The following is a 24,395-nucleotide window of genomic DNA, read 5'->3' on the forward strand; positions in this document are numbered from 1 at the left end:
TGTCGACTGTCTTTACAACGCACATTCCCGATATTTGTAAGACGCTGATTACATTCAGTTATCCAACATGGTGTGAATCTTGCTCAATAATTAACCGCAGGACCGTACCAAGTCTTTGATTTCGCTCATACCAATAAATAGGGAGATCACTATGTTTGGGAAACTCAGTCTCAGCGTCAGATGGCTGGGCGCGCTCGTCGTGCTCTTGTTCTCGCAGTGGGCCGCGGCCGGCCCCATCGCAATCGGTTATATGTCGTTCGACGTCACCTCGGGCACCACGGCCCAGTTCGACATCGCCAACCTCACCGGTCCCAACGCGCTCGCCCCGGACTTCCCGGTCGCCACGCCGCTCGCTTTCAACGCACTGAACCTGCTCGTCACCTTCTCGGACGGCACCACCCACACGTTCGGCCTGTCCGACTTCACGCTCAGCGTGGACGGCATGTCGCTCGACGGTCCGACGGTCGCGATCGGCGGTACGACGCTGCCCGTGGCGGCGACGCTGTCGGGGCTGGTCGGTCCGACCTCGATCGATCCCGGCACCGGCACCATGATGGACATCGACGCCGCCTTCAGCCCCGTGATGCTCGGCGACATCCACGGTCCGGCGCTGGACGACGGCGCGCTCGGCGTCATCTACGTCCACGAACCGGGCACCGTGACCGTGCCGGAACCGTCGTCGGCCTGGCTCGTCCTGATCGGCGCCGCCGCGTTCGGCCTGCGCCGGCGCGCCCGCTCGGCCGCGCTGGTCGCCCTGCTCGCCGGCGCGGGCACCGCGTCGGCCGCGATTCCCGTCAAGCTCGCGGCCGCGTCGATTCCCAGCAGCGGCGTCGTCGGCGTGTCGTTCGTGAAGGTCACGGCGATGGGCCTGCCCGCCGTGGCGCCGGCCGGCGTGATGGTGACGATCGCCCCCACCTGTGCCGTCGGCGGCCCGGTGGCGGGCCAGGCGATCACGCCGGCGTCGTCCATCATTCCCGTGATCGGCAGCACGTCCCAGGTCCGCTTCCAGATCCCGGCCGCGCTCAACCAGGGCACGTATTACGTCTCGCTGTCCGGCGGCAGCGGCGCCGGGGCGTTCGCCAGCACCAACTGCTCCGTGCTGAACGTGACGACGTCGAACACGACGCTCAACTCGTGCCTGCCGACCAGCTCACTGGCCGTCGCGCTCGGCCCGACGGTCACCGCCTACGTGCCGAACGGCTGGTGGGGCGGCGGCGCGACCGGCATCCAGGTCGTACCGATCGAAGGCGCCGGCGCACCCACGTCGATTTCCACGGCCGGCATCGTGAATTCCTGCTCGTCCAACCCGAGCACCGGCCAGGCCGTGTGCACCGCCAACACGAACGACGTGTACCTGATCAACGGCCACACGCTGACCAATACCCTGCTCAGCAGCGCCACCGGCAACGCGTTCTTCTCCGGCGGCGGCTGCCGCAATTGCGGCGTGGCCGTGAACGGCCTGACGAACACCGCCTACATCACGGTGGGCCTGTCCGACAGCGCGTCCGGCTCCGGCATCCAGGCGCTGAACCTGGCCACCAACGCGTTCGGCACGCCGCTGCGCCTGCGCCACATCGTGTCCGAAAACATCTCGGTCGACGCCGGCCGCAACCTGCTGCTGACCCCGGGCGAGGACAACAGCTATGGCCTCGTGCGGCTCTCCAGCGCGGGCGACCTGCTGACGGAATTCGAGAACAGCACGATCGGCGGCGGCGGCGAATATGACTCGAGCGCATCGGACTGCACGACCGGCATCGCGCTCGCGTCGAACGAGTTCACGTCGAACGTGTCGATGGCCGACCTGAACCAGGCCAGCTTCATACCCGGTTCCGGCAGCGGGATCGGCAGCTGGACGTCGCCGCACAACGTCGTGACGCTCGACGGCTCCTTCGCGGCCGGCATCTCCGGCATCTCGGTGGCGCCGGGCGGCCAGCACATGGGGATCCTGACCGGCGAGTTCGGCGGCCAGAGCTTCGCCGTGTTCCAGCTGCCGGCCACGCCGGCCACCGGCGGCACGGTCCCGGCCCTCGTCGACTACGCGGTCGTCAACAACCTGCCGAACACGCCGGACGGCGCGTCCTTCACGGCCGGTTTCGACCCGCACACCATCACGGCCTACACGAGCCCCAACGACGGCCGCGCCTACGGCGTGATCGCCGACTGGGCGACCGGCACGCCGAGCTGGCTCGCCGTCATCGACCTCAAGAAGATCCAGGGCGCGCCCCGCATTGCGGGCACGCACACGGTCGATACGTCGGTGTACGACGTCCTTGCCAGCGGCGCCGTCCGCTACGTCGCCGTGCACTGACGGCTCAACGGGCAGCCTGGTCCCCCAGGCTGCTGCGCAGCCAGTCGCGCCCGCGCGCATCGAGCGCCTTGTCGATGACGTGGGCCGGCAGGCTGTACACCGTGGCCCACGTCGCGCGCCCGTCCGCGGCGTTCGACGGGAAACTCGTCGTCTCGATGGGCCAGTGATATTTACGCTTGAGGGCGCGGACGATGGCCGCCAGGGTCACGCGGCCGCGCAACGGTTCGGCGCCCGCCTGGTCGGCATTCGACAGCAGGACGGCGAGCACGATGCCGCGCGCGGTGCGCGGTCCGGGGAAGATGGGTGATTTGCCGGGCATGCCGCCATTGTAACGGGCGCGGCCTGCGTTAGTTCCCGAACGGTGCGCGCCGGGCGCCGGCGTAGACTGGCGCCAGCCCACCCTTGCGAACGACGAGCACCCGATGAAGAGCGAAGACCCCGCGCCGGCGAGTCCGGTGCCGAACACCGATCCGCCCGCCGCCGCGAAGGCCGCGGGCCTGCGCTACGTCCACGACGACCGTCCCGGCATCCGCCGCGAGGCGGCCGGCGACAGTGTCCGCTACCTCGACGCCGGCGGCGCGCCCGTCGACGACGACGCCACGCTCAAGCGCATCAAGTCGCTCGCTATTCCGACCGCGTGGACCGACGTCTGGATCTGCCCGCAGGCCAACGGCCACCTGCAGGCGACCGGCCGCGACGCGCGCGGCCGCAAGCAATACCGCTACCACCCCAAGTGGCGCGAAGTGCGCGACGAGGTGAAGTACGAGCGCATGATCAACTTCGGCAAGGCGCTGCCCAGGATCCGCAAGGAAGTCGACCGCGCCCTCGCCCTCCCCGGCCTGCCGCGCGACAAGGTGCTGGCGACGATCGTCTACCTGCTGGAAGCGACCATGATGCGCATCGGGAACGACGAATACGCCCGCGAGAACAAGTCCTACGGCCTGACGACGCTGCGCAACCGTCATGTGAAGATCGACGGCAGCGACGTCGAGTTCCGCTTCCGCGGCAAGAGCGGCGTGTACCACGACGTCAAGGTGCACGACCGGCGCCTGGCGCGCATCATCCAGCGCACGCGCGACCTGCCCGGCCAGGACCTGTTCCAGTACCTCGACGAGGCCGGCGAACGGCACACGGTCGGGTCGAGCGACGTCAACGACTACCTCCGCACGATCACGGGCGAGGATTACACCGCGAAGGATTTCCGCACGTGGTCCGGCACGGTGCTGGCGGCGATGGCGCTGCAGGAATTCGAAGCCGTCGATTCGGACGCCCAGGCCAAGAAGAACATCGTGCGCGCCATCGAGTCCGTCGCGCAGCGGCTCGGCAACACGCCGTCCGTCTGCCGCAAGTGCTACGTGCACCCGGCCGTGCTGGACGCCTACCTGGACGGCACGATGCTCGAAGGCTTGCGCGCCCGCGCCGAGGAAAGCCTCGTCGAAGACCTGCGCGAGCTCGAACCCGAGGAAGCGGCCGTGCTCGCGATGCTGGAGCGGCGCCTCGCGCAGGAGACGGCGCACGCCGACCTCGCGGTCAAGCGGCGCGCCGCCTGACTACGCGGCGCGCTCCGCCAGCCCGAACGCGCCCGGACGCAGCCAGCCGCGCACGATCCGGAAGCGCCACATGCGCTCCACCGGCGGCACGCGGTCCGGGTCCGCGGCCGTCCAATCGATGTCGACGATGCCCTGCAGCTGCAGCACGTCGCCCGTCGCCACGTCGGCCAGCACGATGGCCGCGCGCGGCTCCGCGACGAAGTTGCCCAGCGTGTTGAAGTAGCGGTTGCCCGCGTAGTCCGGCACGCACAGGACGTCGCCGTCCAGCCGCGCGAAGCCGGCCGGCCCGCCGCGGTGCGAGATGTCCAGGCCGGCCGCGGCGTCGGGCGCGTCCGCGCCGCTCGCGCTGGCCACGAACAGCGTCGTCGCCGCCGCCAGCAGCGCGCGCGCCCGCGCCGGCAGGTCGGCGCCGAACGCCGTCGCCGGTCCCGGCGTGCGCGCCACCGGCGCCAGGGAGCGCACGTGGATGTAGCGCGGGCAGTTGCCGAACGATTGCGCGACGTCGACGCCGAACCCGGTAGCGCCAACTTGCGCGAGGACGCCGTTCAGGCGGTTGCGCCGGCGCGTGCCGAGGTCGATGCCGAGCAAGCCGACCGCTGCACCGGTCGCCATGCCGTGGACGATGCGCGCGCGCACCGGGTCGTCGGCGGGCGGCAGCGCCGCGACGTCCAGGCGCGCCGGATCGGGCGAGCTGGCGAAGCCCGGCGGGCCTTGCACGACGGTCGCCAGCGGCCAGCCGTCGGCATCCGCGACGGCCACGCAGACGAACGGCAGCAGCGGGAAGAAGGTGCGGTGCTGGTCCGGCATGCGGTTGCGGATCGGCGCGTTGAACGGCTCGATGCCCGCCAGTTCCTGCGCCCGCAGCTCGCCCGCGTGGAACGGCATGGGAATGCGGTCTCCGTCCATGATCGCCTCACTCGGCGGGCATTGCGACGAAACCCGGTAGCGCCTGCACGCGGCCGATCCAGGCCCGCACGCGCGGATACGGATCGAGCGCGATGCCGCCTTCCGGCGCGTGGGCGACGTAGCTGTAGCAGGCGACGTCCGCGATGGTGGGCGTCGCCGCCGCCAGCCAGTCGCGCGCGGCCAGCTCGCCTTCCATCAGGCCCAGCACCCGCGCGGCCAGCGCCTGCGACAGCCCCGCCGGCACGCCGGTATCGTAGAACCGGGCGGAGACGCGCGCGGCGGCCGGCCCGAACATGATCTCGCCCGCCGCCTGCGACAGCCAGCGCTGCACGAGGGCCGCGCCGACGGGGTCTTCCGGCAGCCAGGCCGCGCCGGCCGGATAGCGCTTCGCGAGGTAGACGAGGATGGCGTTGCTGTCGGCCAGCACGACGTCGCCGTCCTGCAGCACGGGAATCTGGCCCAGCGGATTGAGCGCCCGGAACGCCGGCGCGCGGCGCACGTCGGCCGGGCTGTCGGCGAAGTCGTACGGCAGGTCGAGCAGGTGCAGGAACAGCATCACGCGGTGCGTGTGGCCGGACAGGCGGGTGCCGTGGAGGATGCGGGTCTGGGGCATGGTCGTCTCGTGGTGGGTGGGGATTGCTTGCATCGTAATGCGATTCCATTCACACCGGAATCCGGCATAATGGCAATTCAGCATTTCAGTTTCCGAAATAATCATGGACCGACTCGACGAGCTGCACGTGTTCATCGCCATCCTCGACGCGGGCAGCATGGCCGCCGCCGCGCGCAAGCTGGGGCGCTCGCCGGCCGCCGTCACGCGCATCCTCGCCCTGCTCGAAACCCGCGCCGGCGCGCGCCTGTTCGAGCGCAGCACGCGCCGCCTGACCCCGACGGAGACGGGCCTGCGCCTGGCGGAACAGGCGCGCCGCCTGCTGGCCGACTACGACGCCGCGCTTCAGCCGCCGGGCGCCGGCGCGCCGCGCGGCCTGCTGCGGCTCACGGCGCCGACCGTGTTCGGCCGCCGCCACGTGGCGCCCGTGGTCACGCGCTTTCTCGCGCTCCACCCGGACATCCAGGTCGACCTGGCGCTCTCGGACCGCAACGTCGACCTGATCGAGGAAGGCATCGACGCCGGCCTGCGCATCGGCGCCCTGTCCAACATGAGCCTCGTCGCGCGCCGGCTGGGCGAGGTGCGCCAGGTGACGGTCGCGAGCCCCGCCTACCTCGACCGGCGCGGCACGCCGCACGTGCCCGCCGACCTCGCGGGGCATGAGCTGATCATGTCGACGTCCGTGCGCACCATGGCCGAGTGGCGCTTCCGCGCGGACGGCCGCGAGCACGTCGTGCGCTACGGTCCGCGCCTGCGCATGAACGACGTCGAGGCCGTGCTGGCGGCCGCGCGCGACGGCTTCGGCATCGCCCGCGCGATGTCGTACCAGGTCGAGCCGGACCTGCGGGCCGGCCTGCTGCGCCGCCTGCTCGTCGACTACGAACCGGAACCGGCGCCCGTGCACCTCGTGCTGCCGAGCAGCCGCCACATGGCGCCGCGGCTGCGCGCGTTCGTCGATTTCGCGGTGGCGGAATTCGCGGCGCTGACGGTGATCCGCTGACATTCTGGCTATACTGGACGGCTCGACATCGACAGGAGGCGTGCATGACGCAGAAGATCATCGGTATGCTGGGCGGGATGAGCTGGGCCAGCTCGGCCGAATACTATCGCCTCATCAACGAGGGTGTGCGCGACCGCCTCGGCGGGCTGCATTCGGCGCGCTGCCTCATGTGGTCGTTCGACTTCGACGACATCGCGGTGCTGCAGCGCAGCGACCGCTGGGACGCCGCCGCCGCGCTGATGATCGAGGCGGCGCAGCGGCTGGAACGGGGCGGCGCCGACTTCCTCATCATCTGCACGAACACGATGCACAAGGCCTACGGGCAGCTGCAGGCCGCCGTCGATTTGCCGCTGCTGCACATCGCCGACCCGACGGCCGAACGCATCAAGGCGGCAGGCTTGAGGCGCGTCGGCCTGCTCGGCACCGCGTTCACGATGGAGCAGGCGTTCTACAAGGGACGGCTGGCGGACGAGCACGGCCTCGACGTGCTCGTGCCCGACGCCGAGGACCGCGCCACGGTCCACCGCATCATCTACGACGAGCTGGTAAAAGGCCGCATCGAGGCGGCGTCGCGCGCGGCCTGCCGCGGCGTGATCGAACGGCTCGTCGCCGCCGGCGCCGAGGCTGTCATCCTCGGCTGCACCGAACTCGTACTGCTCGTGACGCCGGCAGACAGCCCCGTGCCGCTGTTCGACACGACGGGCCTGCACGCGGCGGCGGCCGTCGACCTGGCGCTCATCTGACGCTCATCCGACGCTCACCCGGCCGGCGCATGCAGCGACGTCGTTACATCAGCCACAGCCCGTTCGCGTCGAACTGCGCATGCATCACGTCGTCCTGGCCGATCCAGGCGGCGATGAGTTGCGCGCGTGTGTGCTGGCCGAGGTAGTCCTGCCACGCTTGCTCGCCGCCGGCCGCGCTCGCATCCAGGCCTGAATTCGCATACAACGCCTGCACGAAGCCGGCATCGCTCATGCCTGCATAGTGCGCCTGGTACTCGGCCGTCGTGGTAAAGGCCTGCGCCAGCTGGGTTGCGTCCAGCTTCAGCGAGGTCCACCACTTCAGGCCTGCCCCGTCGGCCGCGCGGTCGAGCACCGCCTCGAACATCAGGCCGACCCGTTCGAGCTGCGCCGGATCCGTGTTCAGGAAGCTGACGTCGATGGTGCCGTCCTGGAACTGCGCGGCCTCGATGCCGGACATGGTGTCCACATCGCCGTTGGCCGTGTCGAGCACGTGCAGCGCGTTGTCCGCGCCGATCAGGATGTGGTACTGCGACCGGTTGCCGCTGTAGACCGCCGTGTCGGTGCCGTCGCCGCCCACCAGCAGGTCGTTGCCGGCGCCGCCGTTCAGGACGTCGTCGCCGCTGCCGCTGAACCATGCCGTGTCGTGCTGCACGCTGCCCTTGGCGATCGTGATGCCGTCGGCCGTCGTCGCGGCGGCCTTGTGCTCGTCGCTCAGCGCCACCGCGATCAGCACGTCGGCGCGGCTGGCCGCGGGCTTGCCGTCGCTGCCGGCCAGGCGGCCGGTCCAGTAATCGAGCGCCGCCTGTTCCGGGGCGCGTCCCAGCACGTGCTGATACATCCCGGTGACGAACGACGCGGCGTCGGTCTGGTCCAGCGCGGAACCGCCGAATTCGGCCGACGCCAGCACGTCGGCCGCGATGTCGTGCAGGCTGGCGCCGCTGGTGGCCCAGAACGACAGGCCGGCCAGGTCCGGCGCGCGGTCCAGCGCAGCGTACAGCAAGGCGATCCCTTGCACGTTCTGCGGCTCCGCCTGCAGGAAACGCAGGTCGGCCTGCGTGGCATCCAGTTCGGCGCCCTGCACGGTTTCGGTGCCGTTCGCCGTGAACACCGCGTTGTCGTGGATCGCGCTGATCGTGCCGTTGGCCGCGATGTGGAAGTTCCAGTCGCCGACCGTGCTGCGCCCGCCGTTGACCATGTCGTCGCCGGCGTCGCCCGCGACGGTGTCGTTGCCGATGCCGCCCGCGACCAGATCGTTGCCGTCGCCGCCATTGAGGCGGTCGTTGCCGCCCGCGCTGCCGACGAAGTCATTGCCGCCGCCGCCATTCAGCACGTCGTCGTCCGGACCGAGATAAATCGTCTGCGACGCGCCGTCGCCGACGACGTAGTTGCGTCCCAGGCCGCCGATCAGGCGCACATCGCCAACCACCGCCGCGAAATCGACGTTGTCCAGTTGGAGCGTGGTGCCGCTCGGGAGCGAGGTGCCGTCGATGACCAGCCCGACGACCGGCGCGTCCGCCCCGGCGCTGCCGGGCTGCGCGCCCGCAATCACGATCGGCTGGCCGTGCGCCGTGTCCGCGGCCACCAGCGGAACGATCGTCTGCGATTCCACGGTCGCGCCGCTGCCCAGGCTCGCGAGGAATTCCTGCGCGTGGCTGGTCAGGTCGGCCTGGCTGGTCGCGTCGTGCGCCGTGTTGTCCACGACGCGGCCCACGAGATCCGTGGTCGCGGCGCCGACGCCGAGCGGCGCGGCCGAACCGGTCGCCTGCAGGCTGGCGCCCGCCGGCAGGCTGGCAGTGAGGATCGGCGCGGCGCCGCCGGCCGGGTTGGCCGCGATCGGGATATCGGCCAGGCCGTGGTTGGGCGTCGACGGATCGTCCACGCGGCTGTCCATCACTTCGGAAATCGTGATGACCTGCTGCGCCGTGCCATCCGTGCCGGTGATGGCCTGCGTGATCACGGACGCGCCGTCGACACTGCCGACCGTCGCATGGCCGGGCACGACCACGAACTGCGCGCCGACCTTGCCCTGGCCGGTGTTGCCGGCCGCGTCATGCACGCCGCCCAGGTCGACCGTGATCGCGCCCGGTTCCGCGAACGTGGCACCCGCGTCCGCGGTCAGGGTCGCGGTCCAGGTGACGCCGCCGTCGGCCGACGACAGATTGGACAACGCGGCATGGGTGACCGCGACGTCCGCGCTGTCGAAACCGCTCACCGCTTCCGAGAACTTGATGGTGACCGCGGTGCGCGCGCCCGGCACGACGAGATGGTCCGCGATGGAGAGTCCGGCCGTCGGGCGGATCGTTTCGACGCTGTAGTTGGCCGACGTCGACACACCGTCGCCATGCTGGCCGCTTGCGCCGGTCACCCCGCTGTTGGCGAGCGTGATGACGTTGGTGGCGTCGTTGACGCCCGCGGTCGGGGTCAGGGTGGCCGCCCAGGTCTGCCCGCCGTCGCTGCTCGACAAGTCGGACAGCCGCCCGTTCTGGACGCCGAGATCGCCCAGCGTGAGGCCGCGCACCGGCTCGCTGAAGTGAATCGTCACCACGGCCTTTTCGCCGGCAGTCAGGCTCGTGTCGGACAGGGCGATGCTGGCGCCCAGGCCGCTGGTCACGACGCTGTAATCGGGCGAGCTGCTGGAACCGGCGCCGGCGTTGCCGGCCCGGTCCATCACGCCTGTGTTGTCCACGCTGATCACGTTCGAGGTCGAGACGGTGCCGTCCTTCGGCGTCACGGCCGCGGTCCAGGTACGGCCACCATCGGCCGTGGCCAGGTTCGACAGGGTCGCGTCGGATGCGTGCAGGTCTGACAGGTCGAAGCCGGTCACCGCCTCGCTGAACGTCACGGTGACGGTCGCGGTCTCGCCCCTGGTCAGCGTCGTGTCGTTGAGCGTGACAGCGGACGTCGGACCGGACTGGTCGAGCGTGAACCTGATGTCGCCGCTGGTTGCGCCGATGTTCCCCGCCGTGTCGATCTGGCGTGCGATCGCCGTGTAGCTTCGGTCGCCGCTGACCACGAATTTGTCGCCGCTGCCGTCCTGCCAGTGCGCGCCGCCGTCCAGGCTGTACTGCCACGCCGCGCCGCTGGTCAGGTTCAGGACCTTGACGGTGCCGTCGTTGACCACGCTGCCGCTGCTGCCTCCGTGCGCCAGCGCCAGCGCCGGCGTGCCGGGCGCGGTGCGGTCGATGGTGACGGCCAGCGGACCGGACACCGTGCCGGCGTTGCCCGCGGCGTCCGTGGCATACGCGGCGACGCCGGCCTGGCCGTCGGGCAGCGCGCCGACCGCGATCGACCAGTTCCCGCCGGTTGCGGTACCGGTTCCCAGCACGGCGCCGGTGCCGCTGTCGATCAGCGTGACGGTGGCGCCATCCTCCGCGGTGCCGGTGAAGGTCAGGGTCTGGGCATTGGTGACATGGTCCGAGCTGGAGACGCCGCTGTCGTTGCCCGCATCGAGCACCGGCGCGGACGGCGCCGCGGGCGCGAGCGTGTCGAACACCAGGCTCGTGGTCGTCCCCGCATGGCCCGCGTTGCCGGCGGCGTCGGTATAGGTGCCGGCGGCGATGGCGATGCTGGCCGTACCGCCGTTGGTGGCGGCGTCCGGCGTGAAGACCGCGGTGCGGGTCGTGCCCGTGCCCGAGATGGCGCCCAGGGTGCCGCCGCTGACGGCGACATCGGCGCTGCCGAACGTGCTGCCCGGGTCTTCGCTGAACGTGAACGTGACGTTCGCGGTCTGGCCGGCCTTCAGCGCGGCCGTGTCGCTGCCGATCGTGACCGTCGGCGCGAGCGTGTCGACGGCGATGAGCGTGGGATGATCGTTCTCGGGCCCCGTCGTGGTACCCGAGCCGGGGTTGCCGGCGGCGTCCGTGTACGGGAAAAATCTGACGTCGATGATGGCCGTTTCCGCGTTGACGTCGGCCTGCGGCGTGAACACGGCGGTGCGCGTGAGTCCCGTTCCCGAAATCGCGGACAGCGTGCCGCCGCCGACGGTCACATCGCCGGCCGTGCCATCCCAGCTGAAGGTCGTTCCCGGATCTTCGCTGAAAGTGAAGGTGACGGTTGCCGTCTCGCCGGCGTGAAGCGCGGTCTTGTCGCTCGTGATCGTCATCGTCGGCGCGGTCGTGTCGACCACGAAGGAGATCGGGGCGGACAGGGGGGATTCGTTTCCGGCGGCATCGGTCACCTTGACCGTGACGGTGTGGGCCCCTTCCGTGAACGGGTGGCCGACCACCCAATTACCGTCAAAAGTTACCGGCGCCGTGCCGAGCACGGTGACGCCGTCCGCGTCGAACATTGTCACGGTCGAAGCGCCCTCGGTGGTGCCTTCCAGTTGCACCGCCGAAGAGCCGACCAGGTGATCGCTTGATGAGAAGCCCATATTGTCGATCAGGGCGGGCACCGGCCTGGCGGGGGCCAGGGTGTCGGCCCTGAACGTGACGCTGTTTGCGAGGCCATAGTTGCCGGCGGCGTCCGTATAGGGGGAAGCCATCACGTCCGCGACAAAGTTGTCGGCATTGGCGTCCGGCGTAAACACCGCGGTGCGGGTCAGCCCCGTTCCCGTGACCGCCGACACCGTGCCGCCGGTGACGAACAAACTGCCGCTCGTGCCATCCCAGGCAAAGCTCGTACCCGGATCTTCGCTGAACGTAAAGGTGAGCTGCGCCGTTTCGCCGACCTTGAGCGCGGTCTTATCGCTGGTAATCGCCACCGTCGGGTGCAGCGTATCGAAGTGGATGGCCGGTGTGATGCCGGCGCCGCCGGCGTTGCCGGCGGCATCGGTGTAGGCGCCGGCGGCGACCGTGATGCCGGCCGTGCCGGCGTTCGTGTCGGCGCTCGGCGTGAACACGGCGGTGCGCGTGTTGCCGGTGCCCGAGATCGCCGAGAGCGTGCCGCCGCTGACGGCAACGTCGCCGCTCGTGCCGTCCCAGCTGAACGTGCTGCCCGGATCCTCGCTGAACGTGAAGGTGATGTTCGCGGCCTGGCTGTCGTACAGCGCGGCCTTGTCGCTGCTGATCGTCAGGGATGGAGCCAGCGTGTCGAAGACCACGCCAGGCGTCGTGCCCGCGTGGCCCGCGTTGCCGGCGGCGTCGGTATAGGTGCCGGCGGCGATGGTGATGCTGGCCGTGCCGCCATTGGTGTTCGCATCCGGCGTGAAGGTGGCGGTGCGCGTCGTGCCCGTGCCCGATATCGCGCCCAGGATGCCGCCGCTGACCGCGACATCGCCGCTGGTGAACGTGCTGCCCGGGTCTTCGCTGAACGTGAACGTGACGTTCGCGGTCTGGCCGATCTTCAGTGCGGCCATGTCGCTGCCGATCGTCACGGTCGGCGCCAGCGTATCGAAGTGGATGGTCGGCGTCGTTCCGGCCTCGCCACCGTTGCCGGCGGCGTCGGTGTAGGCGCCGCTTGCGACCGTGATGCCGGCCGTGCCGGCGTTGATACCGGTGCTCGGCGTGAACACGGCGGTGCGCGTGTTGCCGGTGCCGGAAATCGCCGACAGCGTGCCGCCGCTGACGTTCACGTCGCCGCTGGTGCCGTCCCAGCCGAACGTGCTGCCCGGGTCTTCGCTGAACGTGAACGTGACCGTCGCGGTCTGGCCCGCCGTGAGCGCGGCCTTGTTGCTGCTGATCGTGAGCGTCGGTGCCGTCTGGTCGATCGAGACCGTCAGCGGGGCCGAGGCGGCGCCCGTGTTCCCGGCGGCGTCGGTTGCGATGGCCGTGAGCGCATGATTGCCTTCCGCGAGCGTACTGGAGACGATCGACCAGGCGCCCCCGCTGTCCGCCGTGCCGGTGCCGACCAGCGTCGCGCCGTCGTACAGCTTGACCGTGGCACCGGCTTCGGCCTGGCCGGACAGCGTAGGCGTGCCGTACCTGGTCAGGTTGTCAGCATGCGAGACGCCGCTGTCGCTGCCGGCATCGAGTACCGGCGCGGACGGCGCCGCGGGCGCCAGCGTGTCGAAGACCACGCCAGGCGTCGTGCCCGCGTGGCCCGCGTTGCCGGCGGCGTCGGTATAGGTGCCGGCGGCGATGGTGATGCTGGCCGTGCCGCCGTTGGTGTTCGCATCCGGCGTGAAGATCGCGGTGCGCGTCGTGCCCGTGCCCGATATCGCGCCCAGGGTGCCGCCGCTGACCGCGACATCGCCGCTGGTGAACGTGCTGCCCGGGTCTTCGCTGAACGTGAACGTGACGTTCGCGGTCTGGCCGATCTTCAGTGCGGCCATGTCGCTGCCGATCGTCACGGTCGGCGCCAGCGTATCGAAGTGGATGGTCGGCGTCGTTCCGGCCTCGCCACCGTTGCCGGCGGCGTCGGTGTAGGCGCCGCTTGCGACCGTGATGCCGGCCGTGCCGGCGTCGGTGCCGGCGCTCGGCGTGAACACGGCGGTGCGCGTGTTGCCGGTGCCGGAAATCGCCGACAGCGTGCCGCCGCTGACGGTGACGTCGCCGCTGGTGCCGTCCCAGCCGAACGTGCTGCCCGGGTCTTCGCTGAACGTGAACGTGACCGTCGCGGTCTGGCCCGCCGTGAGCGCGGCCTTGTCGCTGCTGATCGTGAGCGTCGGTGCCGTCTGGTCGATCGAGATCGTCAGCGGCACCGAGGCGGCGCCCGTGTTCCCGGCGGCGTCGGTTGCGATGGCCGTGAGCGCATGATTGCCTTCCGCGAGCGTACTGGAGACGATCGACCAGGCGCCCCCGCTGTCCGCCGTGCCGGTGCCGACCAGCGTCGCGCCGTCGTACAGCTTGACCGTGGCACCGGCTTCGGCCTGGCCGGACAGCGTAGGCGTGCCGTACCTGGTCAGGTTGTCAGCATGCGAGACGCCGCTGTCGCTGGCCGTATCGAGCACCGGCGCGGACGGCGCCGCGGGCGCCAGCGTGTCGAAGGCCACGCCAGGCGTCGTGCCCGCGTGGCCCGCGTTGCCGGCGGCGTCGGTATAGGTGCCGGCGGCGATGGTGATGCTGGCCGTGCCGCCGTTGGTGTTCGCATCCGGCGTGAAGATCGCGGTGCGCGTCGTGCCCGTGCCCGATATCGCGCCCAGGGTGCCGCCGCTGACCGCGACATCGCCGCTGGTGAACGTGCTGCCCGGGTCTTCGCTGAACGTGAAGGTGACGTTCGCGGTCTGGCCGATCTTCAGTGCGGCCATGTCACTGCCGATCGTTACGGTCGGCGCCAGCGTATCGAAGTGGATGGTCGGCGTCGTTCCGGCCTCGCCACCGTTGCCCGCGGCGTTGGTGTAGCTGCCGCTTGCGACCGTGATGCTGGCCGTGCCGGCGTTGATGCCGGCGCTCGGCGTGAACACGGCGGTGCGCGTGTTGCCGGTGCCGGAAATCGCCGACAGCGTGCCGCCGCTGACGGTGACGTCGCCGCTGGTGCCGTCCCAGCTGAACGTGCTGCCCGGGTCTTCGCTGAAAATGAACGTAATGGCCGCGGTCTCGCCGGCCTTGAGAACGGGCGTGTCGCTGATGATCAACATCGACGGCGCGACCGTGTCGAACGCGATGTCGACGCTGGCTGCATTGTCGCCCGTATTGCCCGCGGCGTCGTGGTATTGGCTCGGGTCGACCGCGATCGTGGCCGTGCCGGTGGTATTCGCGTCGGGCGTGAACACCGCGCTGCGCGTGACCCCGGTGCCGGACAGACTGTTCAGCGTGCCGCCGCTGACGGTGACGCTGCCGAGGGTGAAGTCGACACCCGGATCTTCGCTGAACGTGAACGTGACGGTCGCGGCCTCGCCGGCCTTGAGCGTCGCGTGGTCGCTGCTGACGGCGAGGGTCGGCGCCAGCGTGTCGAAGACCAGGCTCGGCGTCGTTCCGGCCGCGCCGGTGTTGCCGGCGGCATCGGCATAACTGTCGTGGGTGACCGTGATGCTGGCGGTGCCGCCGTTGGTATTCGCGGCCGGCGTGAAGACGGCGGTGCGGGTCGTACCGGTGCCGGACAGGGACGACAGCGTACCGCCGCCGACCGTCACGTCGCCCAGGGTGAACGTCGCCCCGGGGTCTTCGCTGAAGGCAAAGGTGATGGTCGCGGTCTGGCCGGCGGTGAGCGCGGCATGGTCGCTGGTGATCGTCACCGCCGGCGCGAGCGTATCGAATCCGATGCTGGTCGAGGCGGCGCCGGCGCCGTTGTTGCCGGCGGCATCGGTGTAGGCGCTGGCCGCGACCGAAATCACGGCGGTGGAGGCGTCGGTGTGGGCCGTCGGCGTGAACACGGCGGTGCGCGTGGTCCCGGTGCCCGTGATCGCACTCAACGTGCCGCCGCTGACGACGATGCCGCCGCCGGTGAAGGTCGAGCCGGGATCCTCGCTGAACGTGAACGTGATCGTGGACGTTTCGCCGACCTTGAGCGCGCCGCTGTCGCTGACGATGGACAGGGTCGGCCGGGTCGTGTCGACGGTCAGGCCGAACTGGCCGGACGCCGGGCCGACGTTGTTGGCGGCGTCGGTGGCGACGGCCACGATGGTATGGGCACCCTCCGCCAGCGTCGTGGACGTGATCGACCAGTTCCCGGCACCGTCGGCGCTGCCGCTCCCGATGTGGGTCGCGCCGTCGTACAGGTCGACGGTCGCCCCGGCTTCCGCGGTGCCCTTCAGGACCGGCGTCGCGAACTTCGTCACGTCATGGCCCGACCCGGTGCCGGTGTCGCTGGCGGGCGCCAGCGCGGGCGCGGACGGCGCGGCCGGCGGCGTGGTGTCGAGCGCTATCGTCGTCGAGGCGCTGCCCCCATTGGCATTGCCCGCGGCGTCGGAATAAGTGCCGGCACCGACCGTGATGGTGGCGCTGCCGCCGCTGCCCGCAGTGAAGACGGCCGTTCGCGTCGTGCCGGTGCCCGAGATCGCCGACAGCGTGCCGCCGCTGACGCTCACGTCGCCGCTGCTGCCGTCCCAGCTGAAGGTTGCACCCGGATCTTCGCTGAACGTGAAGGTGACGGTGGCGGTCTGGCCGATGGCCAGCGCCGAGTGGTCGCTGCTGATGGTGAGCGCCGGCGCCTTGGTGTCGAAGCTGATGGCTGGGGTCGAGCCCGCGCCGCCGCTGTTCCCGGCCGCGTCGGTATAGGCCGCGGCCGCGATGGAGATGCTGGCCGTGCCGCCGTCCGTATTCGCGGTCGGCGTGAAGACGGCGGTGCGCGTGGTGCCGGAACCCGAAATGGCCGACAGCGTCCCCCCGCTCACCGCGACGTCGCCGCTGCTGCCGTTCCAGCTGAAGGTCGAACCCGGGTCTTCGCTGAACGTGAAGGTGACGGTGGCGGTCTGGCCGGCGGTCAGCGCCGAGTGGTCGCTGGTGATGGTGACCGTCGGCGCCTGGGTATCGAAGACCAGGCTGGGCGTCGTCCCGGCACCGCCGTTGTTGCCGGCGGCATCGGTGTAGGCGCCGGCGGCGACGGTGATGCTGGCGGTGCCGCCATTCGTGTTCGCGGTCGGCGTGAAGACGGCGGTGCGGGTGGTGCCGGACCCCGAAATGGCCGACAGCGTCCCCCCGCTCACGACCACGTCGCCGCTGCTGCCGTTCCAGCTGAAGGTCGAACCCGGGTCTTCGCTGAACGTGAAGGTGACGGTGGCGGTCTGGCCGATGGCCAGCGCCGAGTGATCGCTGGTGATGGCGACCGTGGGCGCCCTGGTATCGAAGACCAGGCTGGGCGTGGTCCCGGCGCCGCCATTGTTGCCGGCGGCATCGGTGTAGGCGCCGGCGGCGACGGTGATGCTGGCGGTACCGCCATTCGTGTTCGCGGTCGGCGTGAAGACGGCGGTGCGCGTGGTGCCGGCACCCGAAATGGCCGACAGCGTCCCCCCGCTCACCGCGACGTCGCCGCTGCTGCCGTTCCAGCTGAAGGTCGAACCCGGGTCTTCGCTGAACGTGAAGGTGACCGTGGCGGTCTGGCCGGCGGTCAGCGCCGAGTGGTCGCTGGTGATCGCGACCGTCGGCGCGGTGTGGTCGACCGTCATGTTCAGCGGCGAGCTGAGCGGGCTCGATCCGCCGCCGTTGCTGAGTTGCGCATACACCTTGTAGACGCCCGACAGCCCGACCGTCGACAGGCCGCTGACCGTCCAGCTGCCACCGCTCAACGTGGCCGTGCCGCTGACGTCGGTGCCGGCGTCGTACGCGCCATTGTTGTTCGTGTCGATGAACACCAGCGCCGTGCTGCTGTTGTCACCCGCCGGCCCCAGGCCTGTGAACGCGACCGAGTTCGCGCTGGTGAGGTTGTCGCTGTTGCTCGTGCCGGTATCGCTGGCTCCCGTCAGGTCCGGCGTGGTCGGCGCCGGCGGGACGATATTGTCGACCGTGAAGGCATCCAGCGTCAGGTCGGCCGGCGTCGAGCCTGCCCCCGCATCGGTGGCGGTGCCGGTGATGGTGACGTCGAAGCTGGTCAGGCCCGTCATGTCGCTGAAGCTGTCGGTGACGGAGAACGTGGCCGCATTCTGCGCCGTGTAGATCACCGCCGTGGCGGTCGATCCTCCCACCTTGTGCCCGGTGACCGTGAGCGTGAATTCACCGAATGTGAATGCCTTCACCCACGTCATGCCGGTCAGGTCGAACGCTCCGACCGACGTGCCGTCCGCGGTGACGGTGAAGGTCTCGCTTTGACTCAGGGTGTCGAAGTAGATCCCGCCGTTCACGCCGTTGTCGGGATCGCCGTAGACGTTCTGGGCAGTGGTCAGCGTAAAGCCCGGAACGAAGTTGCCTGCTCCCGTGCTCATGGTCGCCGTCACGTCTTCGTTCGTCGCCAGCAGCGTGTCGAGGCCGTGCACCGCCGCGGCATCGAACGCGTTGTCGGCCGTCACCGCGCCGGTGCGGTATTCGAGCGTCCAGTTGCCGCCGAGCTGGGCGCCGCCGGTCAGGTCGGTGGACGCGGCCACATCCGCTCCGGTCAGCTGCGCGAGCTGGCCCACGAACTGCGCGCCGGCCGCACTGGCGCCGACATCGCAACCGTACAGCAGGATATCGCCGCCCGGCGCCAGCGCGCTGCCGATCTCCGCCAGCACCTGGCCGTGGCTACCGATGGTGCCGCTGTCGAGCGTCACGCTGCCCATGTTCAGTGCGCCTTCCGAGCCGTGCCCGATCACGTGCAGCGCCGCCAGGCCGGTGCGCCCCTGGAGAATCGCTTCCATCTGCGCGAGGCCATCCTGTCCCGCATCCAGCACATGCACCTCGACGTCCGGGCGGAACGCCGCCACCAGGTCCTGGTAGTCCGCAACGTTATTGAAGACGAACGCGACTTGGGAACCGGCTTGTTGCGCAGCTTGGATGTCCATGAGATATGTCACCTAAATAAAAGAGTTCGCTGTAGGATACGGCCTACAAAACTATCACTACCGTAACTTTTTAAATAGTGAAATGCAACGTCGAATGTGAAGAATTTTTTCTCGAGTGAAACAATTGGTGAGAATCCGCTCAATATCTGTCTGAAATAATCAACAGCCGCCACGTGGCGCGGAAACATGGAGGAAGGGAATGTCAGAAGCTTATCTCGGAGAGGTCCGAATGTTTGCGGGGAACTTTGCCCCGGTCGGCTGGGCGCAATGCGACGGGAGTCTCGTCCCGATTGCGGAGAACGAGGCCCTGTACACGCTGATCGGAACGACGTATGGCGGTGACGGACAAAACACGTTCGCGCTGCCCGACCTGCGCGGCCGGGCGCCGCTCCACAAGTCCACCAGCTACCCGATCGGCAGCAAGGGAGGTGTCGAGTCCGTCACGCTGACGTCGACTCAACTGGCGGCGCACTCCCATACCGCGATGGCGAGCACGGCAGCCGGCGTCACCCCCACGCCGACGGGCGGCGTCTGGGCCACGTCCACCTACCCGTCCTTTTCCACGGCGCAGGCGCCGGCAGCGAGGATGAACGCGCAGGCGGTTGCCGCAGTGGGCGGCAGCCAGCCGCACGACAACATGATGCCGTTCGTGGCCCTCAGCTACATCATTTGCACGGCCGGGATCTACCCGTCCTTCAACTAAAGGAGCGAAGCATGGATCCTTATATCGGAGAAATTCGACTGTTTTCTTTCAACGGCATCCCGAGGGGCTGGGTGCCATGCGAGGGGCAGTTGCTGCCGATCCAGCAGAATCAGGCATTATTCTCCCTGCTCGGCACCACGTACGGCGGCAACGGCGTCAATACCTTCGGTCTTCCGGACCTGCGCGGACGGGTGCCGGTGCACTTCGACGCCACCCTTCCTCTGGGCACGGCGACCGGCACGCCGACGCATACCCTGACCACCAGCGAAATCCCGGCGCATACGCACACCGTCGGCGCATCGACCGCGACTGCATCCAGCGCAAACCTGAGCGGCAACGTGTGGGCACAGGAAACCAATGCGTTCGGCCCGGCGGCATCGCTCGTCGCGATGTCCCCCGCCGCGATCTCGACAACCGGCGGCAGCCAGCCCCACGAAAACATGCAGCCCTATCTGGCGATGAGCTTCTACATCGCCACGCAGGGCCTCTTCCCATCGCGCAGTTAAGGAGACAATATGGCTGACCCGTTTCTCGGAGAAATCCGCATATTTGCAGGCAATTACGCGCCTGCAGACTGGATGTTTTGCAATGGCCAACTTCTTCCGATCTCGCAGTACGCGGCGTTATTTTCGCTCCTTGGCGTACAGTACGGCGGGAACGGCACCACGAACTTCGCTTTGCCGAACCTGCAGGGCGCCGTGCCGATCGGCCAGGGCACCGGCCCCGGGCTGACGACGCGCATGGTCGGCGACACCGGAGGGAGCGCGACCGTCACGCTGAACACGAACGAGATCCCCGCGCATAACCATTTCCCGATGGGTTACCCAACCGATGGCACGACGAGCGCGCCGGCCAGCAATGTGTGGGCGCAGGCAAGCGTGGAGAGCCGGCACGGCAAGACACCGATCAGCCTGTTCGACCCGACGCCGAACACGCCGATGTCGCCAGTCGCGCTGGCCCCCAGCGGTTCGAGCCAGCCGCACAACAACATGCAGCCCTGCCTCAGCCTGAACTTCATCATCTGCCTGAACGGTGAATTTCCGCAGCGCCCTTGATGGACGACGTCTGGACCTTGCGCCCGGCGGCGCCTGACGACGCCGCCTTTTTGGCCAGCCTGTTCCGCAGCACCCGGCCCGAGCTGGCGATGTTGCCGGACGGGCTGGCCGACATGCTCATCGCGCAGCAGCAACAGTTGCAGGAGATGGGCTACCGCCGCGCTTTTCCCGACGCACGCACGCTGGTCATCGAGGCCGGCGGCGCGCCGGCCGGCAGGCTGGTGCTGGACGAGCAGAGCCTTCATGTGCGCCTCGTCGATATCGCGGTAGCACCGCCGTATCGCGGACGCGGCATCGCGGGCGCCGTGCTCAGGCAACTGCAACAACAGGCGCGCGAATGCGGCCGCGACGTGGTCCTCAGCGTAGCGCACGACAATACGCAGGCGCTCGGATTGTACCGCTCCCTCGGCTTCAGGGAAGAAGCGCGCGACGACGTGCGGGCATCGATGCGCTGGCCCGCGCCAACCGGCGGCCCGGCGCCGTCCGCCTGAGCGCAGCATTGCTCACCCGGCCGGCGCGATGTTGTGGTTGAAGCGGAACAGGTTGTCCGGGTCGTAGCGCTGCTTGACCTGCACGAGCCGGTCCCAGTTCGGCCCGTATGCCTCGCGGATGCGCGACGTCTCGTCCTGGGTGAGGAAGTTGATGTACACGCTGCCCGCCGCGTACGGCGTCACGGCCGCGAAGAATTCGCGCGCCCAGGCCACGCAGCGGGCGTCGTCGGCCGCTTCGAGCCAGCGCCCGTGCACGTTCATCGCATACGTCACGTTGCGGTGCGGGTAGGCCGTCGCATCGGCGGCCGGTTCGTTGGCGCGGCCGCCGATCAGGCCCATGAAGATCTCGCACTGCGGCGTCGGCACGCCGGCGGCATAGCGCAGCACGAGGTCGATCGCATCGTCGGACAGGGTCGTGAAGTTGTGCGACTTCCAGTAATTGCGCGCGCCCGGGGCCAGCAGCGGGTCGAAGATCTTTTGCCACGCCGCGTACGGCATGGCGCCGACGTGTTCGCCCAGCACGTGCCCGAACGCGCGCACGGGGGCGATCACGGAGGCCGCGTCTTCCGGTGTGCGCGGCGAGCACACGGCCAGCGCGACGATGTCCTGGCCGTGCACGGGCGCCGGCAGGAACGGCAGCGGCGGCGCCTGGCGCAGCACGGCCCAGATCGACACGTCGGCCGGCAGCGTGTCGACGTAATCGCGGTACTGGCGCAAAACATCCCGGCCCTGCGCCGCCGGAAACACGAGCAGCCCGGCCGTCACCTGCGGCCCGACGGCGTGCAGCGCGAACTCGAAGCGCGTGACGACGCCGAAGTTGCCGCCGCCGCCGCGGATCGCCCAGAACAGGTCCGGTTCCTGGCGCGGCCCGATGTGGCGGCGGCGGGCGTCGGCCGTGACGATTTCCGCGCCGACGAGGCTGTCCACCGTCAGCCCCAGCATGCGCGACAGCCAGCCGAAGCCGCCGCCCAGCGTGAGGCCGGCCGCGCCCGTCGTCGAATTGATGCCGAGGGGGACGGCCAGTCCGCACGCCTGCGTCTCGTGGTCGACGTCGGACAGCAGCGCGCCGCCGTCGACGTACGCGAGGCGCGCGTCCGGATCGACGTGCACGCCGCGCATGCCGGAGAGGTCGATCACGAGGCCGTCGTCGCAGACGGCGTTGCCGGCGATATTGTGGCCGCCGCCGCGCACGGCCAGCGGCAGGCCGTGGTCGCGCGCGAACGCGACGGCCGTGCACACGTCGGCCGTGCCGGCGCAGCGCACGATCAGCGCCGGCCGGCGATCGATCATCGCATTCCAGATCCGGCGCGCGGCGTCGTAGTCCGGGTCGCCCGGCTGCAGCACCGGTCCCCGCAGGGCGGCCGCGAGGCCGTCCAGCACTTCAGGTTTCAACTGCATCATCGCGGCCTCCGACCGGCGCGCCCGGCGGATGGCGGCCGCCATCCGGCCCGCGCCTTCTTGCAGCATAGGCCGCGGCGCGGGATGTGCAAGCGGCGGCGGCCGTCCGGCCGGACGCTGCCGCACGTATAATGGATCACTTGGTATTGACGGACACCCCCATGCGCGCTCACCACGGGCCCACGCTGTCGCTGCGCCACCTGCTGATCCTGCTGACCGCGATCGGCCTGCTGCCGCTGGCCGCGCTCGGCGCCTGGAGCGTGCACCTGGCCGCGGAATACCACGAGAGCGAACAGGAACGCGCGCTGCTGGACCTGGCGCGGGCGCTGTCGAGCGCCGTCGACGCGGAACTGGACGGCACCGTCGCCACGCTCGCCAGCATGGCGCGCACCCCGGCGCTCGACACCGGCGACGTGCGCGCGTTCTACCCCATCGCGCGCGACCAGGCCCTGGCGCAGCAGGAATGGCTGGGCGTGATCCTGGCCGACGGCACCGGCCGCATGCTGTTCCGCACGACGGCGCCGTTCGACGCGCCGGCGCAACCCATCGCCGATCCCTCCAGCCTGCACCTGGCGCTCGCGCTGCGCCGTCCCGTGATCGGGCACGTCGCGCGCGGCAAGGGCGGCCGTCCCGCCGTGCCCGTGCGCTATCCGGTGAGCGACGCGGCCGGCCATTCCTACGTGCTGACGGCCGTCGTCCGGCCCGACCGCATCATGCGCGTGGTCGAGCGGCAGCGGGTGCCCGCCGGCTCGATGATCACGGTGCTGGACAGCGACGGCACGCTCGTCGCCCGCTCGCGCGGCCAGGACGACGTCGGCGCCGCGCCGGCCCCGACGCTGGCGCGGCTGGCCCGGTTGAACGGCCCGGAAGGCGTCGGGCCCACCGTCACCATCGAGGGCGACGCGCTGACGACGGCCTATACCCGGCTGTCGCGCTACGGCTGGACGGTCGCCGTCGGCGCGCCGCCCGCGGGCTGGGCCGGCGCCGCCGCGCAGGGATTCATCTGGTACGCGGCCGGCATCGTGCTGTCGCTGGCGCTGAGCATCGGCCTCGCGTCCGTGCTGGCGCGGCGCATCGTGCGCCGCATCGCCGCCCTCGAGACGGGCGCCGCCGCGCTCGGCGCCGGTGCCGATCTCGCCGTACCCCATTCGCGCATCCGCGAAATCGACGCGATGGGCGCCGCGTTGCGGGCGGCGGCCGGGCACCGCGCCGCGCACGAACAGGAACGCGGCCGCCTGATGGACACGCTGGCCCAGGCCCTCGCCACGCGCGAGCAAGCGCTGGAGCAGGCGCGCCGGGCCGGCCGCGCCAAGGATGAATTCCTCGCCGTGCTGGGCCACGAACTGCGCAATCCGCTGGCCCCGATCGCCGGCGCGCTCGACCTGATGGACCTGCGCAACGACGAGGGCAGCCGGCGCGAGCGCGGCATCATGCGGCGCCAGGTCGCGCACCTCAAGCACCTTGTCGACGACCTGCTCGACGTCTCCCGCATCGCGTCAGGCAAGCTGCGCATCGACCTCGCGCCGGTGGACCTCGCGGCCGTCGCGCGCCACGCCGTCGCCGCCCTGCCCGACCAGCCCATCCGGCTGCAGGCGCCGGAGGCGCTGTGGGTCGACGGCGACGAACACCGGCTCGCGCAGGTGCTCGGCAACCTGCTGTCGAACGCGGCCCGCTTCGGCAGCACGGACACGCACGTCGTCCTCGACGGCGCCGACGGCACGGCGCGCCTCGTCGTCAGCGACAACGGCGTCGGCATGCAGGCCGGGCTCGCCGGGCGCGTGTTCGAACCGTTTTACCAGGCGCCGCAGCCGCTGGCGCGCCATGGCGGCCTCGGACTCGGCCTCGCCATCGTGCACCGCATCGTCGAGCTGCACGGCGGCCGCGTGAGCGCGCACAGCGACGGTCCCGGCATGGGCAGCCGCTTCGAGATCCGGCTGCCGCTGGGCACGCCCGCGGCCGCCCCCGCGCCGGCCGCCGTGCGCGCCGAAACCCGGCCGCTGCGCGTGCTCGTGGTGGACGACAACGAGGACGCGGCCACGCTCACGGCCGCCGTCCTGCGCCAGCTCGGCCACGACGTCAGGACCGCGCACACGGCGCTGGCCGCGCTCGACGTGCAGGCCGCGTGGCCGCCGGACGCGGCGATCCTGGACATCGGCCTGCCCGACCTGGACGGCTACGCCCTCGCCGCCGCCATGCGGCGCGCGGCGCACCGGCCGCTGCGGCTGGCGGCCCTCACCGGCTACGGCCGCCAGGCCGGCGTCGTCGCCCACTCGCCGGACGACGCGGCCGCGTTCGACCTGCACCTGACCAAGCCGGCCAGCGTGGACGACTTGCGGCGGGCGCTGGCGGCCGACGCGGACGAGTCCGCGGGCCGGCCCGGCGCGGCGCCCGCCTGAGGCGA

Annotated in this window: 14 protein-coding genes; 9 read left to right on the forward strand and 5 right to left on the reverse strand. The window is 70.3% G+C overall.

All coding sequences use genetic code 11. From position 1 onward, the window contains the following. Positions 1 to 151 precede the first annotated feature (151 nt). Positions 152 to 2,308, forward strand: a complete 2,157-nt coding sequence (locus ACEN9Q_RS14625) for a PEP-CTERM sorting domain-containing protein (protein WP_495625089.1) — start codon at positions 152 to 154, stop codon at positions 2,306 to 2,308. A gap of 4 nt (positions 2,309 to 2,312) precedes the next feature. Here ACEN9Q_RS14625 and ACEN9Q_RS14630 read toward each other — a convergent pair whose 3' ends face one another. Beyond that, positions 2,313 to 2,627 carry a hypothetical protein gene (locus tag ACEN9Q_RS14630; RefSeq protein WP_322399935.1) on the reverse strand — a complete coding sequence of 105 codons (315 nt, stop codon included), beginning with the start codon at positions 2,625 to 2,627 and terminating at the stop codon, positions 2,313 to 2,315. 103 nt (positions 2,628 to 2,730) lie between these two features. Here ACEN9Q_RS14630 and ACEN9Q_RS14635 point away from each other — a divergent pair, with 103 nt between their 5' ends. After that, on the forward strand, positions 2,731 to 3,858 hold the full coding sequence (locus ACEN9Q_RS14635) for a DNA topoisomerase IB (RefSeq protein WP_495625090.1): 1,128 nt from the start codon (positions 2,731 to 2,733) through the stop codon (positions 3,856 to 3,858). Here the strand turns inward: ACEN9Q_RS14635 and ACEN9Q_RS14640 are convergent, their stop codons facing one another. Beyond that, entirely contained in the window at positions 3,859 to 4,764 is a 906-nt protein-coding gene (locus ACEN9Q_RS14640) for a pyridoxamine 5'-phosphate oxidase family protein (RefSeq protein ID WP_495625091.1), read from the reverse strand. Between the two features lie 7 nt (positions 4,765 to 4,771). After that, entirely contained in the window at positions 4,772 to 5,377 is a 606-nt protein-coding gene (locus ACEN9Q_RS14645) for a glutathione S-transferase family protein (RefSeq protein WP_495625092.1), read from the reverse strand. A 103-nt stretch (positions 5,378 to 5,480) separates the two neighbouring features. Here ACEN9Q_RS14645 and ACEN9Q_RS14650 point away from each other — a divergent pair, with 103 nt between their 5' ends. Beyond that, the gene (locus ACEN9Q_RS14650; protein WP_495625093.1) at positions 5,481 to 6,374 is read left to right on the forward strand and encodes a LysR family transcriptional regulator; all 894 of its coding nucleotides are present in this window, start codon (positions 5,481 to 5,483) and stop codon (positions 6,372 to 6,374) included. A 44-nt stretch (positions 6,375 to 6,418) separates the two neighbouring features. Then, entirely contained in the window at positions 6,419 to 7,117 is a 699-nt protein-coding gene (locus ACEN9Q_RS14655) for an aspartate/glutamate racemase family protein (RefSeq protein ID WP_495625094.1), read from the forward strand. A 43-nt stretch (positions 7,118 to 7,160) separates the two neighbouring features. Here the strand turns inward: ACEN9Q_RS14655 and ACEN9Q_RS14660 are convergent, their stop codons facing one another. Then, on the reverse strand, positions 7,161 to 18,347 hold the full coding sequence (locus tag ACEN9Q_RS14660) for an Ig-like domain-containing protein (protein ID WP_495625095.1): 11,187 nt from the start codon (positions 18,345 to 18,347) through the stop codon (positions 7,161 to 7,163). A gap of 229 nt (positions 18,348 to 18,576) precedes the next feature. On the opposite strand from ACEN9Q_RS14660, the gene ACEN9Q_RS14665 reads away from it, so the two are divergent. Genes ACEN9Q_RS14665 through ACEN9Q_RS14680 form a run of 4 tightly spaced genes read left to right on the forward strand, consistent with a single transcriptional unit; the run spans position 18,577 to position 20,596 of the window. After that, the gene (locus ACEN9Q_RS14665; protein WP_495625096.1) at positions 18,577 to 19,050 is read left to right on the forward strand and encodes a phage tail protein; all 474 of its coding nucleotides are present in this window, start codon (positions 18,577 to 18,579) and stop codon (positions 19,048 to 19,050) included. 11 nt (positions 19,051 to 19,061) lie between these two features. Continuing rightward, a complete protein-coding gene (locus tag ACEN9Q_RS14670; protein WP_495625097.1) occupies positions 19,062 to 19,556 on the forward strand; it encodes a phage tail protein in 495 nt (164 codons plus the stop codon). 9 nt (positions 19,557 to 19,565) lie between these two features. After that, positions 19,566 to 20,105 (forward strand): phage tail protein, encoded by a 540-nt coding sequence (locus ACEN9Q_RS14675; RefSeq protein ID WP_495625098.1) that lies wholly within the window; start codon positions 19,566 to 19,568, stop codon positions 20,103 to 20,105. Further along, positions 20,105 to 20,596, forward strand: a complete 492-nt coding sequence (locus tag ACEN9Q_RS14680) for a GNAT family N-acetyltransferase (protein WP_495628955.1) — start codon at positions 20,105 to 20,107, stop codon at positions 20,594 to 20,596. Before ACEN9Q_RS14675 ends, ACEN9Q_RS14680 begins: the two co-directional genes overlap by 1 nt. Positions 20,597 to 20,608: 12 nt before the next feature. Here ACEN9Q_RS14680 and ACEN9Q_RS14685 read toward each other — a convergent pair whose 3' ends face one another. Further along, positions 20,609 to 21,997 carry an FAD-binding oxidoreductase gene (locus tag ACEN9Q_RS14685; RefSeq protein ID WP_495628956.1) on the reverse strand — a complete coding sequence of 463 codons (1,389 nt, stop codon included), beginning with the start codon at positions 21,995 to 21,997 and terminating at the stop codon, positions 20,609 to 20,611. 158 nt (positions 21,998 to 22,155) lie between these two features. Between ACEN9Q_RS14685 and ACEN9Q_RS14690 the strand changes: the two genes are divergently transcribed. Then, a complete protein-coding gene (locus tag ACEN9Q_RS14690; RefSeq protein ID WP_495625099.1) occupies positions 22,156 to 24,390 on the forward strand; it encodes a hybrid sensor histidine kinase/response regulator in 2,235 nt (744 codons plus the stop codon). Positions 24,391 to 24,395: the final 5 nt, after the last annotated feature.

The sequence above is a fragment of the Massilia sp. Masssp93 genome (assembly GCF_059491295.1).